The following is a 21,150-nucleotide window of genomic DNA, read 5'->3' on the forward strand; positions in this document are numbered from 1 at the left end:
GGGGCGATCCGGGCGCAAGCGGATGGCCGTGCCGCGAGTTGCAGAGAAACCCTTTCCTCGGCTGACAGGCTTGCTACTCTGGGCTCAACACAAATCATGGGAGACGAAAATGCAAATCACATGGCTTGGGCACAGTTCCTTTCGCATCGAGATCGGCGGGCAGGTCATCCTGCTCGACCCCTGGCTTGACGGAAACCCAATGCTCCCCGCAGAGCGCCACGAGGCCGCAACGAGCGGCGCAACTCACATTTTGCTGACCCACGCGCATTTCGACCATCTGGGCGGCCTCTTGCCGCTGGCCAAAAAGATGGGTATGCCGGTGGTCGGGCAATATGATCTCATGTCCCATTGGGAGGCAAAGGAAAAGATCGCGACCATCGGCTTCAACAAGGGCGGCACCGTCGATCTCGGTGGTGTCAAAGTCACCATGGTGCATGCCACCCATTCCAGCAGCATCGCAACCGACGCCGGCCCTCAGGTCACGGGCAGCGAATGCGGTTACATGATCGCGGGCGAGGGGCATGTGATCTACGTCTCGGGCGACACCGACGTGACGGCCGACATGGGCGTGTTCAACGCGCTGCACAAACCCGATATCGGCATACTCTGCGCAGGCGGGTATTTCACCATGGACATGCGCCGCGCTGCCTATGCCGCCAGAACCTTCTTTGAGTTCAAGACCGTGATTCCCTGCCATTACCGCACCTTCCCGATCCTTGAACAATCGGCGGAGGAACTCGTGCGTGGCCTGCCCGGCGTCAAGGTCATCGAGCCGCAGGTGATGGAGCCTATCAGGATCTGAGATAGTATGGCCGAAGCAAGCGGGCGCAACCCATAGCCGGGATATCGGGGGCGCAGTAAGGGCGATCAGTTCCGGCGGCGGCGCTGCGGTTTGAGGCGGGCAGGTTTGACCGCCTCCGGCTCTTCTGTCATCCCCAGTTGATCGCGCAGCACGCGGGGGCGGATCTCCTCGACGGCGCCGGGTTTAAGTTGGCCCAACTGGAAAGGACCATAGGAGAGACGTATCAGCCGATTCACCACCAGACCCACCGCGTCCATCGCGCGGCGGATCTCGCGGTTCTTGCCCTCGCGAATCGCCACGGTGACCCAGGCATTGGCCCCTTGCTGACGGTCCAGCGTTACGATCATCGGCTGAAACATCTCGCCATCAACGACCAGCCCCTTGCGCAGCGGATCAAACGTGGCGTCCGTGGGTCGTCCATTGACGCGCACCCGGTAACGCCGCAGCCAGCCGGTAGAGGGCAATTCCAGCTTGCGCTTGAGCGCACCGTCATTGGTCAACAGCAAAAGACCCTCGGAATTGAGATCGAGGCGCCCCACGCTCATCACACGCGGCATATCCTCAGGCAGATCGTCATAGATCGTGGGGCGCCCCTGTTCGTCGCGGCTGGTGGTCACACGGCCCACGGGCTTGTGATACAGCCAGAGGCGTGCAGGTTCTGGCGCATCAAGCGCGCGTCCATCGACAGCAATCTTGTCGTTGGGCGTCACATTCAGCGCGGCGCGGTCGATCTTGCGTCCATTTACAGTGACGCGGCCCGCCTCGATCAGGCGTTCGGCCTCGCGACGGCTGGCAATCCCGGCGCGGGCAATGACCTTGGCGATCCGCTCGCCTGACGGGGGTTTGATGCTCATGCGCTCGCGCATAACGCAATTGCCGGACTTGCGAAAGCGGTGATCGCCGGGCACAAGCAGTCCATGACGTTCAAGAGCCACATGTCCGCCGCCCTGAGCGAGGCCCGCGCCGCAGGCGCGCGCGGCGAGGTGCCGGTGGGCGCGGTGGTGGTTGATCCCGATGGGCAGATCGTGGCGCAGGCCGGCAACCGGACGCGCGAGTTGAACGATCCGACGGCGCATGCCGAGATTCTCGCCATCCGCGCGGCCTGTGCCCTGGCAGACTCGGAACGCCTGATCGGCCACACCCTCTATGTCACACTCGAACCCTGCGCGATGTGCGCCAGCGCCATCGCCACCGCACGCATTGCGCGGCTCTACTATGGCGCAGCTGATCCCAAATCCGGCGGAGTGGCGCATGGCGCGCGGGTGTTCACCCATCCGCAATGCCACCACGTGCCCGAAGTTTATGACGGCATCGCAGCATCCGAGTCCGAGATCTTGCTCCGGGGATTCTTTCGCGACCGCCGGACACCCTCAGAATAACGTAAGCGCATCTTGCAGAAACGGATGCCGTGCAATTGCCGGATCCAGAATCGTCTCTTGCAGGATGGGCTTTAGCTTTTGAGCCAAAGTCTGAGGCATGTCCTGCAATATCCCCTTGCGCGCGGTCACACTGATCGTGCGCGTGAGCGGTTCCATCGGCAATTCCAACACGTCGATCTGATCGGCAAACCGCCGCGCCCGCATCAGCGCCAGCGGTGTCAGAATCGACCAGCCCGCCCCTTGCCCCACCAGCGCAAGGATCGAATGATAGCTGTCCAGTTCGAACCGGTGCGGGAGGCTCAGGTTTTGCCGCGCCAGGTGCGATGAAATCAGTCGCCCCATGTAATGGCGTTGTGTGTACTGAATGAGCGGCAGACGTTTCAACTGTCGAAGGATATCGCGGTCGGGCCGGATCACGCCGCGCGGCGCGGCGACGGCAAAACCTTCGCGCAACACCGGATGGACTTCGGTCCAGTCCGCGCCGCCACCAAGCTCGGCCGCCACGATCACATCGAGCGCGCGCGTATCGAGTTGATCATAGAGATGATGGCTGGCCCCGGTTTCCAGCAGAAACTGGCAGCCCTTCAATTCTCCGGCCATGTGGGTCAGAAGTTGCGGAGTCACATCCGCCTCGAGGTCCTCGATCATGCCCAACCGAAACCGCGTCAACGTCGAGAGATGCGACATCGCCAGTTCCGCGCGCGCCTGCGCCGCCTCGTTCAGGATTGCTTGCGCGCGACGATGCATGATCTCGCCAGCAGGCGTGAGACGGATCGGGCGCTCGTTGCGCTGCAGAAGGGTAGCCCCGACAGCCCCTTCCAGATTGGTCAGCTGCTGGCTCACAGCCGAGGGGCTTGCCCCCAGACGTCGCGCAGCCGCAGAGATGGAGCGTTCATCAGCAGCCGCCATGAACACCTCGATGCCCCAGAGGGTTATCCGACCCGGACTCTCGACCATCCCGGCCTATTTGCCTAGCTTCGACAACTTCGCCTGCAACTCTGCCAGCTGTTTCCTGATCTCCTCTAGATCACCGTCATCCTCTGGCTTGTCGCTGTTAGTCTGCGGAGCCTTGCCGCCAAGACCCGAAAAGCCCCCCGTCATCGCCTTCATGAAGGCCTCCTGCTGAGCGCGCATCGCCTCCATCCCCGGCATCCCGGCCAGCGGGTTGGCCTTGGTCATGTTCTCCAGCATCTTGGACTGGCCGTCGCGCAGCATCTCGAAACTGGCCGCCAGGAACTCTGGCACGACACTGGTCGCCTGCGTGGTGTAGCTGCGCACCAGGTCGGTCAGAACATTGATCGGCAGCACGCTTTCGCCCCGGCTTTCATGCTCGGCCACGATCTGCAGCAGGTACTGCCGGGTCAGATCGTCGCCGGATTTCAGGTCGATGATCTGCACTTCACGCCCGGCCCGGATGAATTCGGCGATGTCCTCGAGAGTGACATAATCGGAAGTCTCGGTGTTATAGAGCCTGCGGCTGGCATAGCGTTTGATCAGCAGCGGTTTTTTCGTATCGGCCAAGGGGTATCCTCCCGGAAAATGCAGTGCCGCAGCGCAGCTTAGACGGATGCGCAGCAAAAAGAAAGGGCGAGCCACATGGCTCGCCCTCACGGATCATACCCTTCAGGGAGGGGTCAGGGTATGGTGTCTGCGCTTACTTCGCGGCAGCGGTCGCTTTTTTGGTGGCGGCGGTCATTTCGTCAGCCGCTTTCTTGACTGCGTTGGTCGCGTCTTCCTGAATGGATTTGCCGGCCGACAGCATCAGCTCGACGGTTTCCATCTGTACTTTCTTTGCAACTTCTGCAAAGGCGGCCATGTTTTCAGCGGCCACTTCGGCGTTGGCCGATGCGAAATCGGTCATCGCTTTGGCATAGTCGGCAGGTTCTGCCTTGGCTTTCGACATTTCTGCCAGCTTGGCCAGGGTTTCCTTGGTCCATTTGTTCGAGATTTCGGCCGATTTTTCGGCAGCCGACAGAGCAACGCCAGACAGCTTTTCGTTCAAGGTTGCCTGATTCTTGAATGCGTCTTCCATTGCTTTGGTGTCAACGGGAAACGCGCCCATGATGTCTTTGAACATCGCGGTGAAATCTTGGGTCTTTGCCATTGGTAATGTCCTTTCGGGTTAGCGGGGTCACCCGCTGTTTCTGCAACTGCAAAGACATATACATGCTGCATCGCAGCATTTCAAGCTTTTTCTGCACTGCAGCAAAAGCTTTTTAGGGCTGCCAGAAAAGGTCGGCCAGATCAGATAGTTGCCTTCTTGCGCACATAGGTGCCCGGAGCGGGCGCCAGAGGGGGATGCTCCGAATCACCGGGCGCACGCGCGGCAATCCTCTTGCCAGAACGCTTGCGCAGCCAGGTCTCCCACATGGGCCACCATGACCCCTCATGGTACTGCGCGCCTGCCATCCATTCCTCTGCCGGGAGGGTCAGGTCGTCATTGGTATAGTGGCCATACTTCTTTTTCGACGGCGGATTGACGATCCCCGCGATGTGGCCTGACTCCGACACGATGAAGGTACGATCCTTTGCCGCCGTCTGCTGAAAACCGCGATAGCAATCCTTCCAGGCGGCGATGTGATCGCTCTGGCAGGTCACGGCCATCAGGGGCACCTTCACATCGCTGATATGCAACGTCTCGTCCATAATCCTGAAACCACGGGTGACGAAATCGTTACTCTGACACAGATGACGCAGATATTGCACCGTCATCCGGCCCGGCAGGTTCGCCCCGTCCCCGTTCCAGTAGAGCAGATCGAAGGCAGGCGGCGCCTCGCCCATCATGTAGCTGCGAACCGCAGGCTGATAGATCAGGTCGCGCGAGCGCAGAAACGACATCGTGCGCGACATGATGAACGAGCGCAGCACGCCCTGCGCATTCACCTCCTCTTCGATCCCGTCGATGAAATCATCCTGCAGAAACGGCGTGAATTCGCCCTGCTCGGAAAAGTCGGTGAGCGCGGTGAAGAACGTAGCCGACTTGACCGAATTGTCCCCCCGCTTGGCCATCGACGCCAGCGTGAGGTGCAGTGTTGTGCCTGCGATACAATAACCAACCGTGTTGACCTGTTTCTGCCCGGTGATCGCCTTGACCTCGCGGATTGCGGTCAGAAACCCCTCCTTGATGTAATCCTCCATACCCACATCGGCATAAGACGCGTCCGGATTGACCCAACTCACAACAAACAGCGTATAACCCTGATCGATGATCCACTTGATCAGACTGTTTTCAGGTTTGAGATCCATGATGTAGAATTTGTTGATCCAGGGCGGAAAGATCACCAGCGGCACTTCATGAACCTCATCCGTGGTAGGCGCGTATTGGATCAGTTCCATCATGCGATTGCGATAGACAACTTCACCGGGCGTCGTGGCGATATTGCCGCCCAGTTCGAACGCCTTGTCATCCGCCAGACGCACCACCATCTCGCCCTTGTTGGCCTCGAGATCCGCGATCAGGTTCTCCAGGCCCTTGACCAGGCTTTCGCCTTCGGTCTCGACCGCGCGCTCTAGCGCATCCGGATTGGTGCCCAGAAAATTGGTTGGTGACATCATATCAATGATCTGATGGGCGAAATAATCCAGTCGCCGCTTTTCCTTGGGATCCAGATCATCCACATCACCGACAGCCTTCTCGATGGCTTGGGCGTTCAGCACATATTGCTGCTTGATGTACTTGAAATAGGGATGCGTGTTCCAGAGCGGGTTGGCAAAGCGTTTATCGCCCGCCAGCGGATCAGGGGCCTCGGAATCTTCCGCCGCATCGCCACGCAGCATCATTTGCTGGGCTTCCACGAAGTGCCGCACCGATTTACCCCAGTAGTCCAGTTGTTGTTCATAAATCTTGCCCGGATTCTCCAGAATCTCGCTCCAGTAAGACGATGCTGCCTTGGCAAAAAGATCATGCGATGGCGCGTTCAGAGTGGGGTTGGCAGGCGTCCGGGCCGCCAGAGCCTGTATGAAACGCTGCGAGAGTTCTTCGACTTTGGCGAGATTTTCGTTCAACTTTTCAAGGTTCTGGCCTGCGACATCATCCTGCGTTGCCATTTGTATTATTTCCCCTTAACATTTTCTGCCATGCAGCATACCGTGAGCCTGATCGGAGGGCGGTTATACGGGTGAAACCGGGCTACGCGCCAGTACAGGAGACAACGATGCGCAATATGGCTACATATGACCTTATGGAATCCCTCCGAAATGCCAATCAATGGCTGGGTGCTTCCGCTCTCTCACTTGCATCCTATCCGGTTTTCAGCATGGTGCCAAATCCTGCTTTGCAGTGGATGGCAGCCTGGGGTGCGGTGACCGAACGCAGCTTCGAGCGAATGGTGGCCAAACCTGACTGGGGCATCCGCACCTTCACACACGAGGATGGGCGGGACCATCTCGTCAGCATTGAAACGGTCTTATCGCGCCCGTTTGGCGATCTCATCCATTTCAACGTCTCGGGCCGCGAGGAACAGCCGCGCAGGATCCTACTGGTCGCGCCGATGTCGGGTCATTATGCCACGCTGCTGCGATCGACCGTGAAGTCCCTGATCGTCAATTGCGAGGTCTATGTCACCGACTGGCACAACGCGCGCGACATTCCTGTCTCCGAGGGCAAGTTCGACATCGAGGATTACACCCTCTACCTTGTCGATTTCATGAAGACGCTCGGCCCTGACATCAACGTGATCGCCATCTGCCAGCCTGCACCGCTAACCCTTGCCGCCACCGCCTATCTGGCCGAGTTCGATCCCGAGGCACAGCCGCGTACGCTTACGCTCATCGGAGGTCCGATCGACCCCGACGCCACCCCGACAGAGGTGACCGATTTCGGCCGCCGCGTCACGATGGGTCAACTCGAAGAGACCATGATCCAGCGCGTAGGCTTCAAATACAAGGGCGTCGGCCGACAGGTTTACCCCGGCCTCCTGCAACTGGCCTCGTTTGTGTCGATGAACGGCGAACGGCATTTGCGCGCGTTTTCCGATCAGATCCTGCGTGTGGCCCGAGGCGAGGCCAGCGACAACGATGCCCACAACCGTTTTTACGACGAGTATCTCGCCGTTATGGACATGACAGCAGAGTTTTACCTCTCAACGGTCGAGCGCATCTTCAAGGGACTCGAGATCGCGCAGAACCGTTTTGTCGTGAACGGCCATCGCGTCGATCTCGGCAAGATCACCAATGTGGCGGTCAAGACCGTCGAGGGCGGCAAGGACGACATTTCGGCGCCAGGCCAGTGCGTTGCGGCGCTTGACCTCTGCACCGGCCTGCCAGACAGCATGAAGGCCAGCTATCTCGAGCCCGAGGCAGGCCATTATGGTATCTTTGCAGGGCGCAGTTGGCGCAACAACATCCGTCCGCAGGTGCTTAACTTCATTGATGTCAATTCGAAACCCAAGATGGCACCGAAACCTGCCAACCGGAATGCAGCGGCGAACGGCTGACAGGCATACAGCCCGGCCCTAACGGTGGCCCCGCAGCCATCGCAGCACCGGTACAACATCAAGCGCCGCCACGGCAATGCCAAGCGGAATCATCCAGAACCCGAGCACCGGCAGGAATCCAAGCACCCCTCCGCCGATCAGCAAAATTCCGACGACAAGGCGCAGCCCCGGCGGCAGCCTGCGACCAGACCAAAGCTGCACCCGCCGACGCATCCGTCGCAGTTTTGCCTTGACCGACATGTCTTGCAGGTTCTCCGGTTCAGGCATCAACCCTCCTCTGCTGAGCGAGCGGCCGACAAAGCCAGCGGCGCAGCGCCGCAGTGGTGGCCTCCGGCTGCTCGAGCGGTGGCAAATGACCCGCCCCTGCGATCACCGCAAGTTCGGCATAGGGAATCAGTTCGGCCATGAAGCTGTGCCGTTTGACCGGGGTCAGCCCGTCATGCTCACCGCAGAGCACCAGTGCGGGCACCTTACAACGCCGCAATTCGGCCTGATAGTCGCGACGCCGTTGCAGTGCGCAGGTCTGACGGATGATCGCCTCGGCACCAATCGCCCGCGCCATATCCGCGACCAACGCCAACACATCGGTCCGCCCCTGTCCCGGCGCCAGCACATCCGGGCGCATCAACATCTGAACCGCATCAGCCAGCGGACCCGCCCGCAGCTTGATGATGAAAGGCTCATATCCGGCCACGGACTGGGGCGTCTCGGCCAGGGAATTCGTATCCATCAGGGCAATGCGCGCCACCCGGTCCGGCGCGCGACGCAGGATTTCCATTGCCACGATTCCGCCCATCGAAAGACCAGCCAGCGCAAACCTGCGCGGCAGCACATCAAGCAGGCCCGACGCAATCTCTTCAATCCTATCGCCGCCCGTGATCGGGGCCACCATCACCGGCCTATCCCGGCTCAGATCATCGATCTGCCGCGCAAATACCCGTCCATCGCACATCATTCCGGGCAAGAACACCACCGGGTCGCTGCTCATTCAACATCCTTTGTGCGGCTTGCTCGGGCACGGTGCCGCCCCCAGCATGACACCAGATGAGGCATGGGAGCAAGCCCGTCCTGGAGAGTGTCTGCAAGCCGACAGGTCAGTTGCCCCCGCCGTGCGCGATCACCTCTTCCACAGAGGTGACGATCAGTGCAAGACAGTCCGGAGCAGAGAACCGATGATCGGCATCACGCACCAGAGTCAGCCTCATATCCGGCCCAGTGGCATGGTCCAAAAGCGATGTTGAAACAGAGACATCAACATCTTGATCTGCCGTCCCTTGCAGAAATCGAACAGGAAATGGCAAATGCAACGGTTCGCGCAACACCAGATTTCGCCGTCCCTCCTCGATCAGACGCCGGGTGATGATATAGGGTTCACCATAGGCACTCGGCAGCGTCACCCGCCCACTTCCAAGCAAATCGGCGCGCTGTGTTTCGTCGAACCCGGCCCACATCGAATCTTCTGTGAAATCCGGCGCTGCCGCAACTGTCACCAGCCCCGCCACCCGTTCCGGCATAGCCCGCGCGATCAGGAGTGCGATCCACCCACCCATCGACGATCCTACAAGAACCTGTGGCCCTTCGGTCAGAGCCTCGATGACTGCCCGGACGTCCGCGGCCCAGTCACCGATACACCCGTCGGTAAACTCGCCCGATGACTGTCCATGCCCGGAATAATCGAACCGCAGAAACCCGTGTCCTGCCCTCTGTGCCCATTGCTCGAGGTGGACCGCCTTGGTCCCTTGCATATCCGACTTGAACCCACCGAGGAAAACCACGCCCGGCTGTCGTCCCGGCGTCAGATGATAAGCCAGACGGCGACCTGTCTCCGATATCATATAGTCGGGTTCTTCCATCACCACCTCCGCTACAACGCAGGGGCGATCATGCACCGGGCATGCACATTGCACAAATCTGTTTTACGTCCAATCCCGGAATGGTGGCCGCTGGGAACGCCACAACCATGACGTCAGATTCTCCCTAGATCTGCTACCCGCCGATATATGAACCGCGTCTGGGGCGGTAAAATACCTTTTGATTATGCAGCCGGCCCAGAAGATCATGGATTTGCCGCAGCGTTTCATCCGTGCCAGTCACGCTGTCAGCGGTTCTGTCATGCTGCGGATTGTTTGCAAGCGTCTTCGCCGACATGTCCGCCTTGATCTGGCGCAGTGCTCCCTCAATCAATTCCACGTCCTCGACCGAAAGCTCGAATTTCGAATTGTATCCCGGCATTGTCTTGACCCCGCCCTTTCGCGCTTGCGCAACATCCGTTCGCGCCCGACATCCGACATTTAAGCCATCATTTGCGACAGGTCCAATAATTTGTCGAGCTGCGTCAATATGTTACTGCATACGTTCGCATGCGATGAAAGACCGCAGTTGTATCTAACGAGACACATACCGGCCTTGACGCCCCCCGTCCGCGCGGGCATTAGAGGCAAAATAACCCGCAACCGGGCGTTCCGTGGGCGCCAAACCGACGAGGAGCCGATCTATGGCCCAGATTTCCCTGACATTTCCCGATGGTAATGCGCGTGTTTTCCCAGCAGGGGTTACCCCTGCCGATGTGGCCGCCAGCATCTCACCCTCGCTGGCCAAGAAAGCAGTTTCCGCCTACGTGGACGGAGAGCACTGGGATCTGCAATGGCCCGTAGAACGTGATGCCAAGATCAACATCAACACGTTGCAAGACGAGGCCCCGGCGCTCGAACTGATCCGACATGACCTTGCCCATATCATGGCCCGCGCGGTTCAGGAACTTTGGCCCGATGTCAAGGTAACCATCGGCCCGGTGATTGCAAACGGCTGGTATTACGACTTTGATCGGGCAGAGCCGTTTACTCCCGAAGATCTCGGCCTCATCGAGAAAAAGATGAAAGAGATCATCAATCTGCGCGATCCGGTCACGACCGAAATCTGGGACCGCGCCCGCGCGATCGCGCATTACGAGGCCACCAATGAACCCTTCAAGGTCGAACTGATCGAGGCCATTCCAGGTGATGAACCGCTGCGCATGTATTGGCACGGACACTGGCAGGACCTCTGTCGTGGCCCGCATCTGCAGAACACCGGGCAGGTGCCTGCCGACGCTTTCAAGCTGATGAACGTGGCCGGGGCCTACTGGCGCGGGGACAGCACCCGCCAGATGTTGCAACGCATCTACGGCGTCGCCTTTGCCAATCGTGAAAACCTCAAGGAATACCTGAATTTCCTGGAGGAGGCAGAGCGCCGGGACCACCGCAAACTGGGCCGTGAAATGAACCTCTTTCATATGCAGGAAGAGGCCCCCGGCCAGATATTCTGGCATCCCAACGGTTGGAAAATCTACACCACGCTTCAGGATTACATGCGGCGCCAGCAAACGCGCGGCGGCTATGTTGAGGTAAACACGCCACAGGTCGTGGATCGCAAGCTGTGGGAAGCGTCGGGGCATTGGGAGAAATATCAAGAGCACATGTTCATCGTCGAGGTAGACGAAGATCACGCCCGCGAAAAGGCGGTCAACGCTCTGAAGCCGATGAACTGCCCCTGCCATGTGCAGATTTTCAATCAGGGTCTCAAATCCTATCGCGATCTGCCGCTGCGCATGGCCGAGTTCGGATCCTGCAACCGCTACGAGCCCTCGGGCGCGCTGCACGGCATCATGCGGGTGCGCGGGTTCACTCAGGATGACGCGCATATCTTCTGCACCGAGGATCAGATCGAAACTGAGACAAAGCGATTTATCGACTTTCTGTCAAAGATTTACCGCGATCTCGGATTTGAATCGTTTTCCGTCAAATTCTCCGACCGCCCCGAAACCCGCGCGGGCAGCGATGCGGTCTGGGACCGGGCGGAGTCGGCGCTCAAATCCGCAACCGAGGCAGCGGGATGCGACTATACGCTCAATCCCGGCGAAGGGGCGTTTTACGGGCCCAAGCTGGAGTTCGTGCTGACCGACGCCATCGGGCGCGACTGGCAGTGCGGCACGTTGCAGGTGGATTTCGTTTTGCCCGAACGGCTGGACGCAACATATATCGGCCCTGACGGGGCCAAGCATCGCCCGGTCATGCTGCACCGCGCCACGCTTGGCAGTTTCGAGCGGTTCATCGGTATCCTGATCGAGGAACACGCCGGCAAGCTGCCCTTCTGGCTTGCGCCAAGGCAGGTGGTAGTGGCTTCGATTATCTCCGATGCTGATGCCTATGTGTATGAAATCGTTGAGAAACTTACCGCGATTGGGGTGCGGGCGGAGGCGGATACGCGAAACGAGAAGATCAATTATAAAGTACGCGAACATTCGGTAGGCAAAGTGCCTGTGATCCTTGCCTGCGGATCGCGCGAGGTCGAGGAAAGAACTTTGTCCGTCAGGCGGCTGGGTGAAAAACAGACCATCGTCCAGGGGTTGGAGGACGTGGTTCAACAGCTGGCAAAAGAGGCCACGCCGCCGGATCTCTTCTGACCCTCAGAAATGCGATTTCGGTTCGTCCGGCTTGCCCGCTGCCACGGCCAGCAGACCGGCGAGCGCCGTCATGCCCAAGGGAAACATGGTAAAGACATTGAATCCAAATGCATAATACATGAGCGCGGCCGAGACGAGCAGCAGCACGCCGCCGATCAGCGCCCGGATCTTGGCCATCGCGCCCCCGGCAATCGCAAGAAGCGGAGCCAGAAAACTCGCCGTGCGGATCAGCGCCGGGTCGTTGACCTGACTGAACAGCCCCTCAACCTCACCAAAGCGGTTGATCGCCTCGGTGTAGCCATAGCTGAAAAACCCCACGAGAATCGCCAGACAACCGCCGATGATCCCCAGAACCGTTGCCGCGTTGCGCATGTCCATCTCCTAACCGCTTGGCCCATATGGGCAATTCCGCATCGCTATTCAAGCAGCGCGGCCTGTGTGTCCCTGCCCCAGCCGAGATAGAGCGTACCCGCGTCATCAATCAGCGGCCGTTTCATCAGCGCGGGGTAATCCGCGAGCAATTCCAGAGGGTTGCGCGCGCGCTCGGCGTCGGACAGCCCGCGCCAGGTGGTCGATTGGCGGTTGACCAGCGCCGCACCAAAACGGTCATGCGCAGCCCTTGCCACTTCTTTGGGCAGGCCATCGGTGCGGATATCCCGAAATTCCGCATTGCCAAGCGATTTCAAGGCCTTGCGGCAGGTGTCGCAGGTTTTCAAACCGTAGAGGATCATGGTTCAACCCCTCGTTTTTCGCCTGAATAGCGCGCAATTTACGTGAGGTCACGGAGTTTCGCTTGATTTTTACATTGGCAATGCAATCATCACCCCTGTGACGATGGGCATTCAGATTCCGCCTTTGCAACGCTTGGCCGGTCCCTGAGGGTCCGGCGTGACATGGCCCGGCATAATCCCGGGGAAGCGACGTGGAAGGAGAAGCGGAATGCCTACCGGCACCGTGAAATGGTTCAATACAACAAAGGGTTACGGGTTCATCGCCCCGGATGGAGGCGGCAAGGATGTGTTCGTGCACATCTCTGCGGTCGAACGGTCGGGACTGACGGGCCTTGCGGATAATCAGAAGGTCGGTTTCGAACTTCAGGAAGGGCGCGACGGGCGTCAGATGGCGGCGGATCTCAAGCTGCTCTGACCGCCGGGGCGGACAAGATGCGGGGGCAGCGGATGACGCGCCCCCCATATCCGGTATCCCGCCCGCGTCAGTGTCAGACCGAGACCCCCTGCCGGACAGGTCGGCCTGGTCCGTGCGCCGCGATTGCGGTGGCGCACGGGGGTGGTGGGTGATTTGCAGCAGATCGGGGTTGAACGGCCGAATTGCCTTGCCGAATCAAAGTATTTTTTCGGGGAAAATCGCCCGACCCCAGTAAGCAACCCGTACGGTTCAAGGCAAAAACCGTACGATTTTTCGACCGGTCAGACGGTTGCAGGATGTGCGGGGATCAGCGGCGTCCCGGCAGCGCCGGGCGGGACATGCGTAGGGTGGGTGCAAACCCACCATCGCGCGACGGTTGGAGTTGGGAATGGTGGGTTGGCATCCACCCTACGGGGGCCTGAAATCCGTAGTTTTGCTCAACTCACCAACCCCATGCCGGCCGCGCCATGGGCTCGCCCGTTTTTCACTCAAAACGCTCCACCGGAGCGTTTTGCCCCCGCTACGCGGGGTCGTTCAAAACCCCCTCGAACTCCCGCCACTCGCCCTTGCTCATGCCCGAGGTTTCCTGCGTCACCACCTCACCTTTCAGCATCCGCCGCACGCAATCAATAGCTGTTGCGGATAGCGTCGCGCCGCCCATGCGGTAGTCGGCGAAGGCGCGGTAGGCGGCGGGGACCCAATCGGCGACGATGTTGCAAATCGTGTCGGCGTAAACCCTTATTTCATACTGGGCGTGTTTATCTGCCCTCAGGCGCAGGAAATGCAGGAGGTTGTGCAGGTCGGTTTTCCAGTACCACTGGGTATAGATATTGGCGGGCAGGTTCATGCGGGCGAGTTCACGGGCAAGGCCCTGCTGGCCGTCCTGGCCGATCATTTCCTCGTAATGGTCATAGCAGCGCATGGCGTCGTCGCGCAGGTAGCGCAGAACGCGCTCTGCCTCTTCGCCGCTGAGGGCCGCGCCGCGGCCCTGGTTGTTGACCACCGACTGCGCGTTGAGCGCGTCGCGCGCGGGAATGTAGAATTCGCGGTCGAGGATCGAGTAGCGGGCGGAGTATTCGTTGACGTTGGCAGTGCGGTGGCGGATCCACTGACGCGCGACAAAGACCGGCAGTTTGACGTGCAGCTTGATCTCGCACATCTCGAAAGGGGTCGAATGCCAGTGGCGCATCAGATAGCGGATCAGCCCCTCGTCATTCTGCACCGATTTGGTGCCGCGCCCGTAGGACACGCGCGCCGCCTGACAGATCGCGGCATCGTCGCCCATGTAGTCGATGACGCGGACAAATCCGTGGTCGAGCACCGGGTGCGCGGTGTAGAGGTGTTTTTCCATCCCCTCGGCGGTGGCGCGCCGGGTGGTGTGGGTCTGGCCGCGCTGGGCGTCGATTTCGGCCTGTTGATCGGGGCTGAGGGGCATGGCGGGGCCTTTCGTCAGGGGGATGAGTCGGGGGATGAGTCGGAGCCTACTATATCTTGCGGATGCCCATTGGGCCAAGCCAATATCGGGTGGTTTCTGCATCGGGGGCGGTCTGCGGTTTTGGCTCGACACGCGGGCCGGGGCCACTATCCTCTGAGCCAACCGTTGAGAATGGAGGGTGACGATGCGCGTGAGATATCTGCACACGATGGTGAGGGTCAGGGATCTGGAGGCGTCGATGGCGTTTTACCGGCTGCTGGGGCTGAAGGAGACGCGGCGCTGGGACAACGAGGGGGGGCGGTTCACGCTGGTGTTCATGGCGCCCGAGGGGCAGGAGGAGTGCCCGGTCGAGCTGACCTGGAACTGGGATGGCGATGAGGGGCTGCCAAGCGACAGCCGGCATTTCGGGCATCTGGCCTATTCGGTCGGGAATATCTACGAGATGTGCCAGCATCTGCAGGACAATGGCGTGGTGATCAACCGGCCGCCGCGCGACGGGCGGATGGCGTTCGTGCGCAGCCCCGACAATATCTCGATCGAGCTGTTGCAGGAGGGGGCTGCGCTGGAACCGGCAGAGCCATGGGCGAGCATGGAAAACACCGGCCATTGGTGAGGCTGGCGGCAGCCCTGATCGCGCTGGTGGCGGCGGGACCGGCGGCGGCGGCGTGCCGTCTGGCGCTGGTGCTGGCGCTGGATGTGTCGTCTTCGGTCGATGCGCGGGAGTATGATCTGCAGCGGATCGGGCTGGCCTCGGCGCTGGATGCGCCCGAGATCCGGGAGGCGATACTGCGCGGCGGCGCCGGCGATGTGGCGCTGGCGGTCTATGAATGGAGCGGGCGGTTCCAGGAAAAGCTGCATCTCGACTGGGTGCTGTTGCGGTCAGAGGCGGATATCACCCGCGCGGTGGCGGTGCTGGCGGGGATGGAGCGGTCCACCTCGGATTACCCTACCGCTCTGGGGTCGGCGCTGGGCTATGGCGCGCAGCTGATGACGCGGGCGCCGGATTGCGCGCGGCGGGTGATCGACGTGTCGGGCGACGGGGTCAACAATCAGGGGTTCGGCCCGGCGCTGGCCTACCGGCATTTTCCGTTCTCCGGGATCACGGTGAACGGGCTGGTCATTCTGGGCCATGACGCGGCGGTGCTGGAGCATTACCGGGCCGAGGTGCTGCGTGGACCGGGGGCGTTTCTGGAGGTGGCGCAGGGGTTCGAGGATTTCGAGCGGGCGATGGCGCGCAAGCTTTACCGCGAGATCAGCGATCTCATGCTGAGCGCGGTGGATCAGTAGATATAACGGATCTGGTCGGTCCAGTAGCGTTCGACCCGGCGCAGGGCGGTGGTGATGTGATCCACCCCGTCCGGACCCAGAACGCCGCGCGCCTCCAGCCCCTCGGCGTGGCGTTCGAAGAGCGTCGTCACCACATCGCGGATATGACGGCCCTTTTCGGTGAGCCGCACGCGGACCGAGCGGCGGTCCACCTCGCAGCGCTGGTGGTGCATATAACCCATGTCGACCAGTTTCTTGAGGTTGTAGCTGACATTGCTGCCCTGGTAGTAGCCGCGCGTCTTCAACTCGCCGGCGGTGACCTCGTGATCGCCGATGTTGAAGAGCAAGAGCGCCTGCACCGCGTTGATTTCCAGAATGCCGACACGTTCGAATTCGTCCTTGATGACATCGAGCAGCAACCGGTGCAGCCGTTCGACCAGCGACAGCGCCTCAAGATAGCCGGTGATGAATCCGGTGTGATCCCTGGGCGCATTCAGCGGCTTGTGAAAGCTCATGCTACTATCCCCTGCAAAACTGCCTGCAGGGGAGATTGTCCGAAAATACCCAATAATCGGTTAAACCGTGACAAGAGCGCCTAAAATGCGAGTCATTTTCCCGCGCAGGCATGGCCGGCTATGTCGGCAACAAGCCCGGCATAGCGCGCGGGCGGGGCCGTCTGGCCGGTAACCCATTGGTAGAGATCCTGATCGTTCTCGGACAGCAGCGCATCGAAACCGTCGAGATCCGCGCCGTTCATTTCGGTCAGCCGGGCCGTGGCGTAGCGGCTGAGGATGATGTCCATTTCCCTGATCCCGCGGCGCATGGCGCGCATCGAGAGGCGTTTCAGGCGATGGTCATGCGCCTCACTCACCGGCCTGTTCCCGCAACCTGGCGCGCAGGGTCTTTTCCAGCCGCCCCAGCCGGTCGGTCGAGAGTGCAAGCTGCGCGCGGATATCGCGGATCTCGGTCAGCATGCCGGTGATATCGGACGATAGCTCGCCGGTACCGGGCGCATCCGGCCCCTCGCCCTCGCCCGACAGGAGCCAGAGCAGCGACACGTTCAGGAGCCCGGACATCATCGAGAGCTTGTTGGCGCGCGGCTCGGCCAGATCGTTTTCCCAGGCCTTGATGGTCTTGAGCTTGACGCCGAGACGGCGGGCCAGATCCTCCTGGCTCATGCCTGCGCGTTCGCGCGCGCCCGCCACGCGGTCGCCAAAGGTGGTCACATCCGGGTCGAACCAGCTGTCGGTCGTGTCTGTGGTCATTGTTTTCCTTTCCGGCGATCATGCTTGATCAACCTCTGAGGGCAGCCTAAGAGATCTGGCAGGCAAATTCAAACCGGAGCCGTCCATGTCCCGCCTTTCCGCGACATTATCGCGCGTCAAACCCTCGCCCACCATCGCCGTCACGACCAAGGCGCAGGAGCTGAAAGCCGCCGGACGCGACGTGATCGGCCTTGGCGCGGGCGAACCGGATTTCGACACACCCGAGCATATCCGGGCGGCGGGCATCCGGGCCATTCAGGAGGGCAAGACCAGATACACCGCCGTCGACGGCATCCCGGAGCTGAAGGCGGCAATCTGCGCCAAGTTCAAGCGCGACAACGGGCTTGATTACGTGCCTGCGCAGGTCAGCGTTGGCACCGGCGGCAAGCAGATTCTCTACAATGCGCTGATGGCGACGCTCAATCCGGGTGACGAGGTAGTGATCCCCGCGCCCTATTGGGTGAGCTATCCCGACATGGTGCTGCTGGCGGGCGGCGAGCCGGTGAGCGCACCGGCGGGCATCGAGACCGGATTCAGGCTGACGCCCGAGGCATTGGAAGCGGCAATAACACCCAAAACCCGCTGGTTCATCTTCAATTCGCCCAGCAACCCCACCGGGGCGGGCTATTCACGGGACGAGTTGCAGGGGCTGACGGATGTTCTGATGCGGCACCCCCATGTCTGGGTGATGACCGATGACATGTACGAGCATCTGGCCTACGACGATTTCGAGTTCTGCACGCCCGCGCAGGTGGAACCGGCGCTTTACGGGCGCACGCTGACCTGCAATGGCGTCTCCAAGGCCTATTGCATGACCGGCTGGCGGATCGGCTATGCGGCGGGGCCACAGGATCTGATTGCCGCGATGCGCAAGATCCAGAGCCAGAGCACGTCGAACCCCTGCACGATCAGCCAATGGGCCGCCGTCGAGGCGCTGAATGGCAGCCATGATTTCATCGCCGCGAACAACGCGGTGTTCAAACGCCGCCGCGATCTGGTGGTGGCGATGCTGAACCAGATCGAGGGGGTGGAATGCCCTACGCCGAACGGCGCGTTCTACGTCTATCCCTCGATTGCCGGGCTGATCGGCAGGACGAGCGCAGGCGGCGCACTGATCATGGACGACGAGGCCTTTGCCACGGCACTGCTGGAGGAAACCGGAGTGGCGGTGGTATTTGGCGCCGCCTTCGGACTTTCCCCGAACTTTCGTGTCAGCTACGCTACGTCGGACGAGGCCTTGGAAGACGCCTGCACGCGGATACAGAGGTTCTGCGCCGGGCTGCGGTAACGGGGGGATCATGGCGGGCGATCTGCCGGAATATTATTTCAGGGTCCGCGAGAACGGCGCGTTCGTGTTCCGGGTGGACACCGAGAACCGTCAGCGGCGCATCGACATGGATCAGATCGCCGTGGTCAATATCCGCAAGTCCGAGATCAAGCCGCATGGCGACCGCGAGTTGTCCGACAGGGACATGGCCGCGATCACCGAATGGATGGCCGAACGGCTGAAGCTGATCGAGCACCGCGATATCGACGACATCCTGCGCGCGGTGGACTACCTGAACACCACGACCCACTGGGCGCAGTCGCGCGCCACGGACGAGCAACTGGAGGCAGTGACCGACCCGCTGCTGCTGGCGATGCACGATCTGCGCACGGTGCTGGTGCGCAAGAAGGCGGATCGCATCCTCAAGGACGACTGATCAGGGATCGAGCCGCGCCCGCAGTTCGGTTTTCAGCACCTTGCCGTAGCTGTTCTTGGGCAGGTCTGCGACCGCGATATAGCGCTTGGGTCGCTTGAATCGGGCGATCTGGGTCAGGCAATGGGCATCCAGCGCCCGTTCGTCCAGAGCGCCGTGGCTGACGACAAAGGCCACCACCACCTCGCCCCATTCCGCATCGGGCGCGCCGACCACCGCCACCTCGGCGACAGAGGGATGCGTGAGCAGCACCTCTTCGACCTCGCGCGGGTAGATGTTGGAACCGCCCGAGATGATCATGTCCCTGGAGCGGTCCTGAAGCGTGACATAGCCGTCCGCGTCCATCCGCCCCAGATCGCCGGTCCAGAGCCAGCCGCCGCGCAGCGCCTTTGCGCTGGCCTCCGGGTTCTGCCAGTAGCCGGGCATTACCGCATCGCCGCGCACGAGTATTTCGCCCGTCTCGTCCGGCGGCAATTCCCGGCCCACGGCATCGGCGACAATCACCTCGGCCACCGATTGCGCGCGGCCCACGGAAGCCAGCCGCTCGCGCCAGCGGGGGTGGGCGCGGTCGGCGACATCCGCACGGGGCAGCGCGGTGATCGCCATCGGGCATTCGCCCTGCCCGTAGATCTGGAGGAATATGGGCCCAAAATGATCCACCGCGTCGAGGATATCCGCCAGATACATCGGCCCGCCGGCATAGACGATGCTGCGCAGCCCCTCGCCGGTCTGGCCATGCGCGCGGGCGTGGGCCGTCAGCCGCTTGACCATGGTGGGGGCGGCGAACATGTGCACGCGGCCATGATGGCGGGCGAGATCGAGGATTTCCCCCTCGTCAAAGCCGCCCGAGGCGGGGCAGACATGCCGCGCGCCGCGCAGCACATGCAGCAGGGCATAGAGGCCCGCGCCGTGGCTCATCGGGGCGGCGTAGAGCGTGGCGTCGTCGGCGCTCACCTGATCCACATCCGCCAGATAGCTGAGCGACATGGCCATCAGCATCCGGTGCGTGATCCGCACCCCCTTGGGCCGTCCGGTGGTGCCAGAGGTGTAGAAGAGCCAGGCCAGGTCATCCGGCGCGCGGTGCGCGGGCCGTTCGACCGGCGTGCCCTGAGCGGGTGCCAAGGCCGCGACGCCCGCCTCGGCCAGCGCCGTCTGATGCGGCGTATCGGCCAGCACCACCCGCGCGCCCGCGTCGGCGATGATCCATGCGGCCTCTGCGCCATGCAGCTTGGCGTTGATCGGCACGGCGGCAGCCCCGGCATACCAGATGCCGTAGAGCGCCAGCAGGTAGTCGGGCGCGTTGCCCATGAAGATCGCCACCCGGTCGCCAGGCGTCACCCCCCGCGCCGCCAACCAGCCGGCCACCGCGCGGGCCGTGCGGTCGAAGCCCGCGTAATCCGCGACCTGCGCGCGGCCATGATATAGCGCTGCGCGCGCGGGCCATGCCTGTGCCGCCCGCTCCAGCCAGATTCCGATATTCATTGTAGTGCCTCCCTGATGCCTCACCAAAGCACCAGCGCGCGCGTTGCACAATTCCGTAGATATACGCAAATCGCTTGGCCTGCCGCGCGCGGCGCGCCATAAACGCGGCATGGAGATCGAGAAACTCGCCTTTGATCATGCCCCCGTGGGCCTTGTCCTGCTGGAACATCGCATCATCAGAGCGTGCAACCTGCAATTCGCGGCAATCTTCGGCGACAGGCCCGAGGATTACGTCAATATGCCTCTCGCGCGCTATTACCCCTCGATCGAGGATTACCGTCGCATCGGCGAGCGTGGCCTTGCGGCAATGCGCAAGACCGGGCGCTATGCCGACGAGCGCGTTATGAAGCGGCGCAATGGCACGCTGTTCTGGTGCAGGGTGCGCGGTCAGTCGCTGACGCCCGAGGCTCCTTTTCAGCGCGGCATCTGGTCATTCTCGGATCTCTCGGACGAGCGGCCGCTGGTGCCGCTCACACAGCGCGAGCGTGAGGTGGCGATCCTGACCTGCCGGGGGCTTACCTCCAAGGAAATCGGTCTTGATCTCGGGCTCAGCTATCGCACCGTCGAAGTCTACCGCGCGCGTCTGCTGGAGAAATTCCAGGCGCGCAAGCTGGCGGAACTGGTGGCAAAACTTTCCGGCATGCCGCTCTGACGAGGCGCTGATGGCGCAAAATTACCCGTCCGGCGTCACCTGTCGGGGCAATGGCCGCTTTTCTCAGGCGCGGCCTTGCCCTATAAGCGGCGAAAACGAATGCCATGAGCCCTGTGCCGGGCATCATCGCTGTGGTCGAGGAAGCAT

The 21,150-nt window shown here is 61.4% G+C and carries 26 protein-coding genes; 10 read left to right on the top strand and 16 right to left on the bottom strand.

From position 1 onward, the window contains the following. The first annotated feature begins 109 nt into the window (after positions 1 to 109). Complete coding sequence (locus BSG08_RS07760; RefSeq protein WP_093034665.1) at positions 110 to 802, top strand: metal-dependent hydrolase; 693 nt, start codon at positions 110 to 112, stop codon at positions 800 to 802. A gap of 65 nt (positions 803 to 867) precedes the next feature. Here the strand turns inward: BSG08_RS07760 and BSG08_RS07765 are convergent, their stop codons facing one another. Then, the gene (locus tag BSG08_RS07765; RefSeq protein ID WP_093035166.1) at positions 868 to 1,656 is read right to left on the bottom strand and encodes a pseudouridine synthase; all 789 of its coding nucleotides are present in this window, start codon (positions 1,654 to 1,656) and stop codon (positions 868 to 870) included. A 63-nt stretch (positions 1,657 to 1,719) separates the two neighbouring features. Between BSG08_RS07765 and BSG08_RS07770 the strand changes: the two genes are divergently transcribed. After that, a complete protein-coding gene (locus BSG08_RS07770; RefSeq protein WP_093035163.1) occupies positions 1,720 to 2,181 on the top strand; it encodes a nucleoside deaminase in 462 nt (153 codons plus the stop codon). Here the strand turns inward: BSG08_RS07770 and BSG08_RS07775 are convergent. The 4 genes from BSG08_RS07775 to phaC form a co-directional block, all read right to left on the bottom strand. Continuing rightward, entirely contained in the window at positions 2,173 to 3,138 is a 966-nt protein-coding gene (locus BSG08_RS07775) for a LysR family transcriptional regulator (RefSeq protein ID WP_093034668.1), read from the bottom strand. The genes BSG08_RS07770 and BSG08_RS07775 overlap by 9 nt on opposite strands. 6 nt (positions 3,139 to 3,144) lie before the next feature. After that, a complete protein-coding gene (gene phaR / locus BSG08_RS07780; RefSeq protein ID WP_093034672.1) occupies positions 3,145 to 3,702 on the bottom strand; it encodes a polyhydroxyalkanoate synthesis repressor PhaR in 558 nt (185 codons plus the stop codon). Between the two features lie 133 nt (positions 3,703 to 3,835). Then, the gene (locus BSG08_RS07785; RefSeq protein WP_093034675.1) at positions 3,836 to 4,285 is read right to left on the bottom strand and encodes a phasin, PhaP; all 450 of its coding nucleotides are present in this window, start codon (positions 4,283 to 4,285) and stop codon (positions 3,836 to 3,838) included. 140 nt (positions 4,286 to 4,425) lie between these two features. Further along, positions 4,426 to 6,228, bottom strand: coding sequence for a class I poly(R)-hydroxyalkanoic acid synthase (phaC, locus tag BSG08_RS07790; protein ID WP_093034678.1), 1,803 nt, complete (start codon positions 6,226 to 6,228; stop codon positions 4,426 to 4,428). A 107-nt stretch (positions 6,229 to 6,335) separates the two neighbouring features. Between phaC and phaZ the strand changes: the two genes are divergently transcribed. Beyond that, entirely contained in the window at positions 6,336 to 7,616 is a 1,281-nt protein-coding gene (phaZ, locus tag BSG08_RS07795; RefSeq protein WP_093034681.1) for a polyhydroxyalkanoate depolymerase, read from the top strand. Positions 7,617 to 7,634: 18 nt separating this feature from the next. Here phaZ and BSG08_RS07800 read toward each other — a convergent pair whose 3' ends face one another. From BSG08_RS07800 to BSG08_RS07815, 4 genes are all read right to left on the bottom strand, one after another. After that, positions 7,635 to 7,883: a hypothetical protein gene (locus BSG08_RS07800; protein ID WP_245770626.1), complete on the bottom strand. Its 249-nt coding sequence runs from the start codon at positions 7,881 to 7,883 to the stop codon at positions 7,635 to 7,637. Continuing rightward, on the bottom strand, positions 7,876 to 8,604 hold the full coding sequence (locus tag BSG08_RS07805; protein ID WP_093034684.1) for an alpha/beta fold hydrolase: 729 nt from the start codon (positions 8,602 to 8,604) through the stop codon (positions 7,876 to 7,878). Before BSG08_RS07805 ends, BSG08_RS07800 begins: the two co-directional genes overlap by 8 nt. Positions 8,605 to 8,710: 106 nt before the next feature. Beyond that, the gene (locus BSG08_RS07810; RefSeq protein ID WP_093034687.1) at positions 8,711 to 9,469 is read right to left on the bottom strand and encodes an alpha/beta fold hydrolase; all 759 of its coding nucleotides are present in this window, start codon (positions 9,467 to 9,469) and stop codon (positions 8,711 to 8,713) included. Positions 9,470 to 9,602: 133 nt separating this feature from the next. Beyond that, positions 9,603 to 9,848: a hypothetical protein gene (locus tag BSG08_RS07815; protein ID WP_093034690.1), complete on the bottom strand. Its 246-nt coding sequence runs from the start codon at positions 9,846 to 9,848 to the stop codon at positions 9,603 to 9,605. Between the two features lie 262 nt (positions 9,849 to 10,110). On the opposite strand from BSG08_RS07815, the gene thrS reads away from it, so the two are divergent. Further along, the gene (thrS, locus tag BSG08_RS07820; protein ID WP_093034693.1) at positions 10,111 to 12,057 is read left to right on the top strand and encodes a threonine--tRNA ligase; all 1,947 of its coding nucleotides are present in this window, start codon (positions 10,111 to 10,113) and stop codon (positions 12,055 to 12,057) included. Between the two features lie 3 nt (positions 12,058 to 12,060). Here the strand turns inward: thrS and BSG08_RS07825 are convergent, their stop codons facing one another. Beyond that, positions 12,061 to 12,429, bottom strand: a complete 369-nt coding sequence (locus BSG08_RS07825; RefSeq protein WP_093034696.1) for a hypothetical protein — start codon at positions 12,427 to 12,429, stop codon at positions 12,061 to 12,063. A gap of 44 nt (positions 12,430 to 12,473) precedes the next feature. Then, entirely contained in the window at positions 12,474 to 12,788 is a 315-nt protein-coding gene (locus tag BSG08_RS07830; RefSeq protein ID WP_093034699.1) for an arsenate reductase family protein, read from the bottom strand. 208 nt (positions 12,789 to 12,996) lie between these two features. On the opposite strand from BSG08_RS07830, the gene BSG08_RS07835 reads away from it, so the two are divergent. After that, entirely contained in the window at positions 12,997 to 13,203 is a 207-nt protein-coding gene (locus BSG08_RS07835) for a cold-shock protein (RefSeq protein WP_093034703.1), read from the top strand. A gap of 520 nt (positions 13,204 to 13,723) precedes the next feature. On the opposite strand, the gene thyX is transcribed toward BSG08_RS07835, so the two are convergent. After that, complete coding sequence (gene thyX, locus BSG08_RS07840; protein WP_093034706.1) at positions 13,724 to 14,638, bottom strand: FAD-dependent thymidylate synthase; 915 nt, start codon at positions 14,636 to 14,638, stop codon at positions 13,724 to 13,726. Between the two features lie 184 nt (positions 14,639 to 14,822). Between thyX and BSG08_RS07845 the strand changes: the two genes are divergently transcribed. After that, positions 14,823 to 15,251, top strand: a complete 429-nt coding sequence (locus tag BSG08_RS07845; RefSeq protein WP_093034709.1) for a VOC family protein — start codon at positions 14,823 to 14,825, stop codon at positions 15,249 to 15,251. Then, positions 15,218 to 15,925, top strand: coding sequence for a DUF1194 domain-containing protein (locus BSG08_RS07850; RefSeq protein WP_093034712.1), 708 nt, complete (start codon positions 15,218 to 15,220; stop codon positions 15,923 to 15,925). Before BSG08_RS07845 ends, BSG08_RS07850 begins: the two co-directional genes overlap by 34 nt. On the opposite strand, the gene BSG08_RS07855 is transcribed toward BSG08_RS07850, so the two are convergent. From BSG08_RS07855 to BSG08_RS07865, 3 genes are all read right to left on the bottom strand, one after another. Beyond that, the gene (locus BSG08_RS07855; RefSeq protein ID WP_093034715.1) at positions 15,919 to 16,419 is read right to left on the bottom strand and encodes a MarR family winged helix-turn-helix transcriptional regulator; all 501 of its coding nucleotides are present in this window, start codon (positions 16,417 to 16,419) and stop codon (positions 15,919 to 15,921) included. The genes BSG08_RS07850 and BSG08_RS07855 overlap by 7 nt on opposite strands. A gap of 92 nt (positions 16,420 to 16,511) precedes the next feature. Next, positions 16,512 to 16,775 carry a succinate dehydrogenase assembly factor 2 gene (locus BSG08_RS07860; RefSeq protein WP_093034718.1) on the bottom strand — a complete coding sequence of 88 codons (264 nt, stop codon included), beginning with the start codon at positions 16,773 to 16,775 and terminating at the stop codon, positions 16,512 to 16,514. Next, on the bottom strand, positions 16,768 to 17,169 hold the full coding sequence (locus BSG08_RS07865) for a helix-turn-helix domain-containing protein (protein WP_093034722.1): 402 nt from the start codon (positions 17,167 to 17,169) through the stop codon (positions 16,768 to 16,770). The genes BSG08_RS07860 and BSG08_RS07865 overlap by 8 nt, the downstream gene beginning before the upstream one ends. Before the next feature lie 85 nt (positions 17,170 to 17,254). On the opposite strand from BSG08_RS07865, the gene BSG08_RS07870 reads away from it, so the two are divergent. Together BSG08_RS07870 and BSG08_RS07875 are read left to right on the top strand one after the other, a co-directional pair. Next, a complete protein-coding gene (locus BSG08_RS07870; protein ID WP_093034726.1) occupies positions 17,255 to 18,457 on the top strand; it encodes a pyridoxal phosphate-dependent aminotransferase in 1,203 nt (400 codons plus the stop codon). A 10-nt stretch (positions 18,458 to 18,467) separates the two neighbouring features. Next, positions 18,468 to 18,872 (top strand): hypothetical protein, encoded by a 405-nt coding sequence (locus BSG08_RS07875; protein WP_093034730.1) that lies wholly within the window; start codon positions 18,468 to 18,470, stop codon positions 18,870 to 18,872. On the opposite strand, the gene BSG08_RS07880 is transcribed toward BSG08_RS07875, so the two are convergent. Next, positions 18,873 to 20,351 (bottom strand): AMP-binding protein, encoded by a 1,479-nt coding sequence (locus tag BSG08_RS07880; RefSeq protein ID WP_093034733.1) that lies wholly within the window; start codon positions 20,349 to 20,351, stop codon positions 18,873 to 18,875. It abuts the gene before it with no gap. A 109-nt stretch (positions 20,352 to 20,460) separates the two neighbouring features. Between BSG08_RS07880 and BSG08_RS07885 the strand changes: the two genes are divergently transcribed. After that, positions 20,461 to 21,003: a LuxR C-terminal-related transcriptional regulator gene (locus BSG08_RS07885; RefSeq protein ID WP_175544736.1), complete on the top strand. Its 543-nt coding sequence runs from the start codon at positions 20,461 to 20,463 to the stop codon at positions 21,001 to 21,003. Positions 21,004 to 21,150 lie beyond the last annotated feature (147 nt).

This window comes from Roseovarius azorensis, assembly GCF_900109455.1.
In the GTDB taxonomy this organism is placed as follows: Bacteria; Pseudomonadota; Alphaproteobacteria; order Rhodobacterales; family Rhodobacteraceae; genus Roseovarius; species Roseovarius azorensis.

Coding starts and splice junctions, on each gene's coding strand:
- BSG08_RS07760 (WP_093034665.1), top strand. CDS start 110: ATGCAAATCACATGGCTTGGGCACAGTTCCTTTCGCATCGAGATCGGC.
- BSG08_RS07765 (WP_093035166.1), bottom strand. CDS start 1,656: ATGAGCATCAAACCCCCGTCAGGCGAGCGGATCGCCAAGGTCATTGCC.
- BSG08_RS07770 (WP_093035163.1), top strand. CDS start 1,720: ATGACGTTCAAGAGCCACATGTCCGCCGCCCTGAGCGAGGCCCGCGCC.
- BSG08_RS07775 (WP_093034668.1), bottom strand. CDS start 3,138: ATGGTCGAGAGTCCGGGTCGGATAACCCTCTGGGGCATCGAGGTGTTC.
- BSG08_RS07785 (WP_093034675.1), bottom strand. CDS start 4,285: ATGGCAAAGACCCAAGATTTCACCGCGATGTTCAAAGACATCATGGGC.
- phaC (WP_093034678.1), bottom strand. CDS start 6,228: ATGGCAACGCAGGATGATGTCGCAGGCCAGAACCTTGAAAAGTTGAAC.
- phaZ (WP_093034681.1), top strand. CDS start 6,336: ATGCGCAATATGGCTACATATGACCTTATGGAATCCCTCCGAAATGCC.
- BSG08_RS07800 (WP_245770626.1), bottom strand. CDS start 7,883: ATGCCTGAACCGGAGAACCTGCAAGACATGTCGGTCAAGGCAAAACTG.
- BSG08_RS07805 (WP_093034684.1), bottom strand. CDS start 8,604: ATGAGCAGCGACCCGGTGGTGTTCTTGCCCGGAATGATGTGCGATGGA.
- BSG08_RS07810 (WP_093034687.1), bottom strand. CDS start 9,469: ATGGAAGAACCCGACTATATGATATCGGAGACAGGTCGCCGTCTGGCT.
- BSG08_RS07815 (WP_093034690.1), bottom strand. CDS start 9,848: ATGCCGGGATACAATTCGAAATTCGAGCTTTCGGTCGAGGACGTGGAA.
- thrS (WP_093034693.1), top strand. CDS start 10,111: ATGGCCCAGATTTCCCTGACATTTCCCGATGGTAATGCGCGTGTTTTC.
- BSG08_RS07825 (WP_093034696.1), bottom strand. CDS start 12,429: ATGCGCAACGCGGCAACGGTTCTGGGGATCATCGGCGGTTGTCTGGCG.
- BSG08_RS07830 (WP_093034699.1), bottom strand. CDS start 12,788: ATGATCCTCTACGGTTTGAAAACCTGCGACACCTGCCGCAAGGCCTTG.
- BSG08_RS07835 (WP_093034703.1), top strand. CDS start 12,997: ATGCCTACCGGCACCGTGAAATGGTTCAATACAACAAAGGGTTACGGG.
- thyX (WP_093034706.1), bottom strand. CDS start 14,638: ATGCCCCTCAGCCCCGATCAACAGGCCGAAATCGACGCCCAGCGCGGC.
- BSG08_RS07845 (WP_093034709.1), top strand. CDS start 14,823: ATGCGCGTGAGATATCTGCACACGATGGTGAGGGTCAGGGATCTGGAG.
- BSG08_RS07850 (WP_093034712.1), top strand. CDS start 15,218: ATGGGCGAGCATGGAAAACACCGGCCATTGGTGAGGCTGGCGGCAGCC.
- BSG08_RS07855 (WP_093034715.1), bottom strand. CDS start 16,419: ATGAGCTTTCACAAGCCGCTGAATGCGCCCAGGGATCACACCGGATTC.
- BSG08_RS07865 (WP_093034722.1), bottom strand. CDS start 17,169: ATGACCACAGACACGACCGACAGCTGGTTCGACCCGGATGTGACCACC.
- BSG08_RS07870 (WP_093034726.1), top strand. CDS start 17,255: ATGTCCCGCCTTTCCGCGACATTATCGCGCGTCAAACCCTCGCCCACC.
- BSG08_RS07875 (WP_093034730.1), top strand. CDS start 18,468: ATGGCGGGCGATCTGCCGGAATATTATTTCAGGGTCCGCGAGAACGGC.
- BSG08_RS07880 (WP_093034733.1), bottom strand. CDS start 20,351: ATGAATATCGGAATCTGGCTGGAGCGGGCGGCACAGGCATGGCCCGCG.
- BSG08_RS07885 (WP_175544736.1), top strand. CDS start 20,461: ATGGAGATCGAGAAACTCGCCTTTGATCATGCCCCCGTGGGCCTTGTC.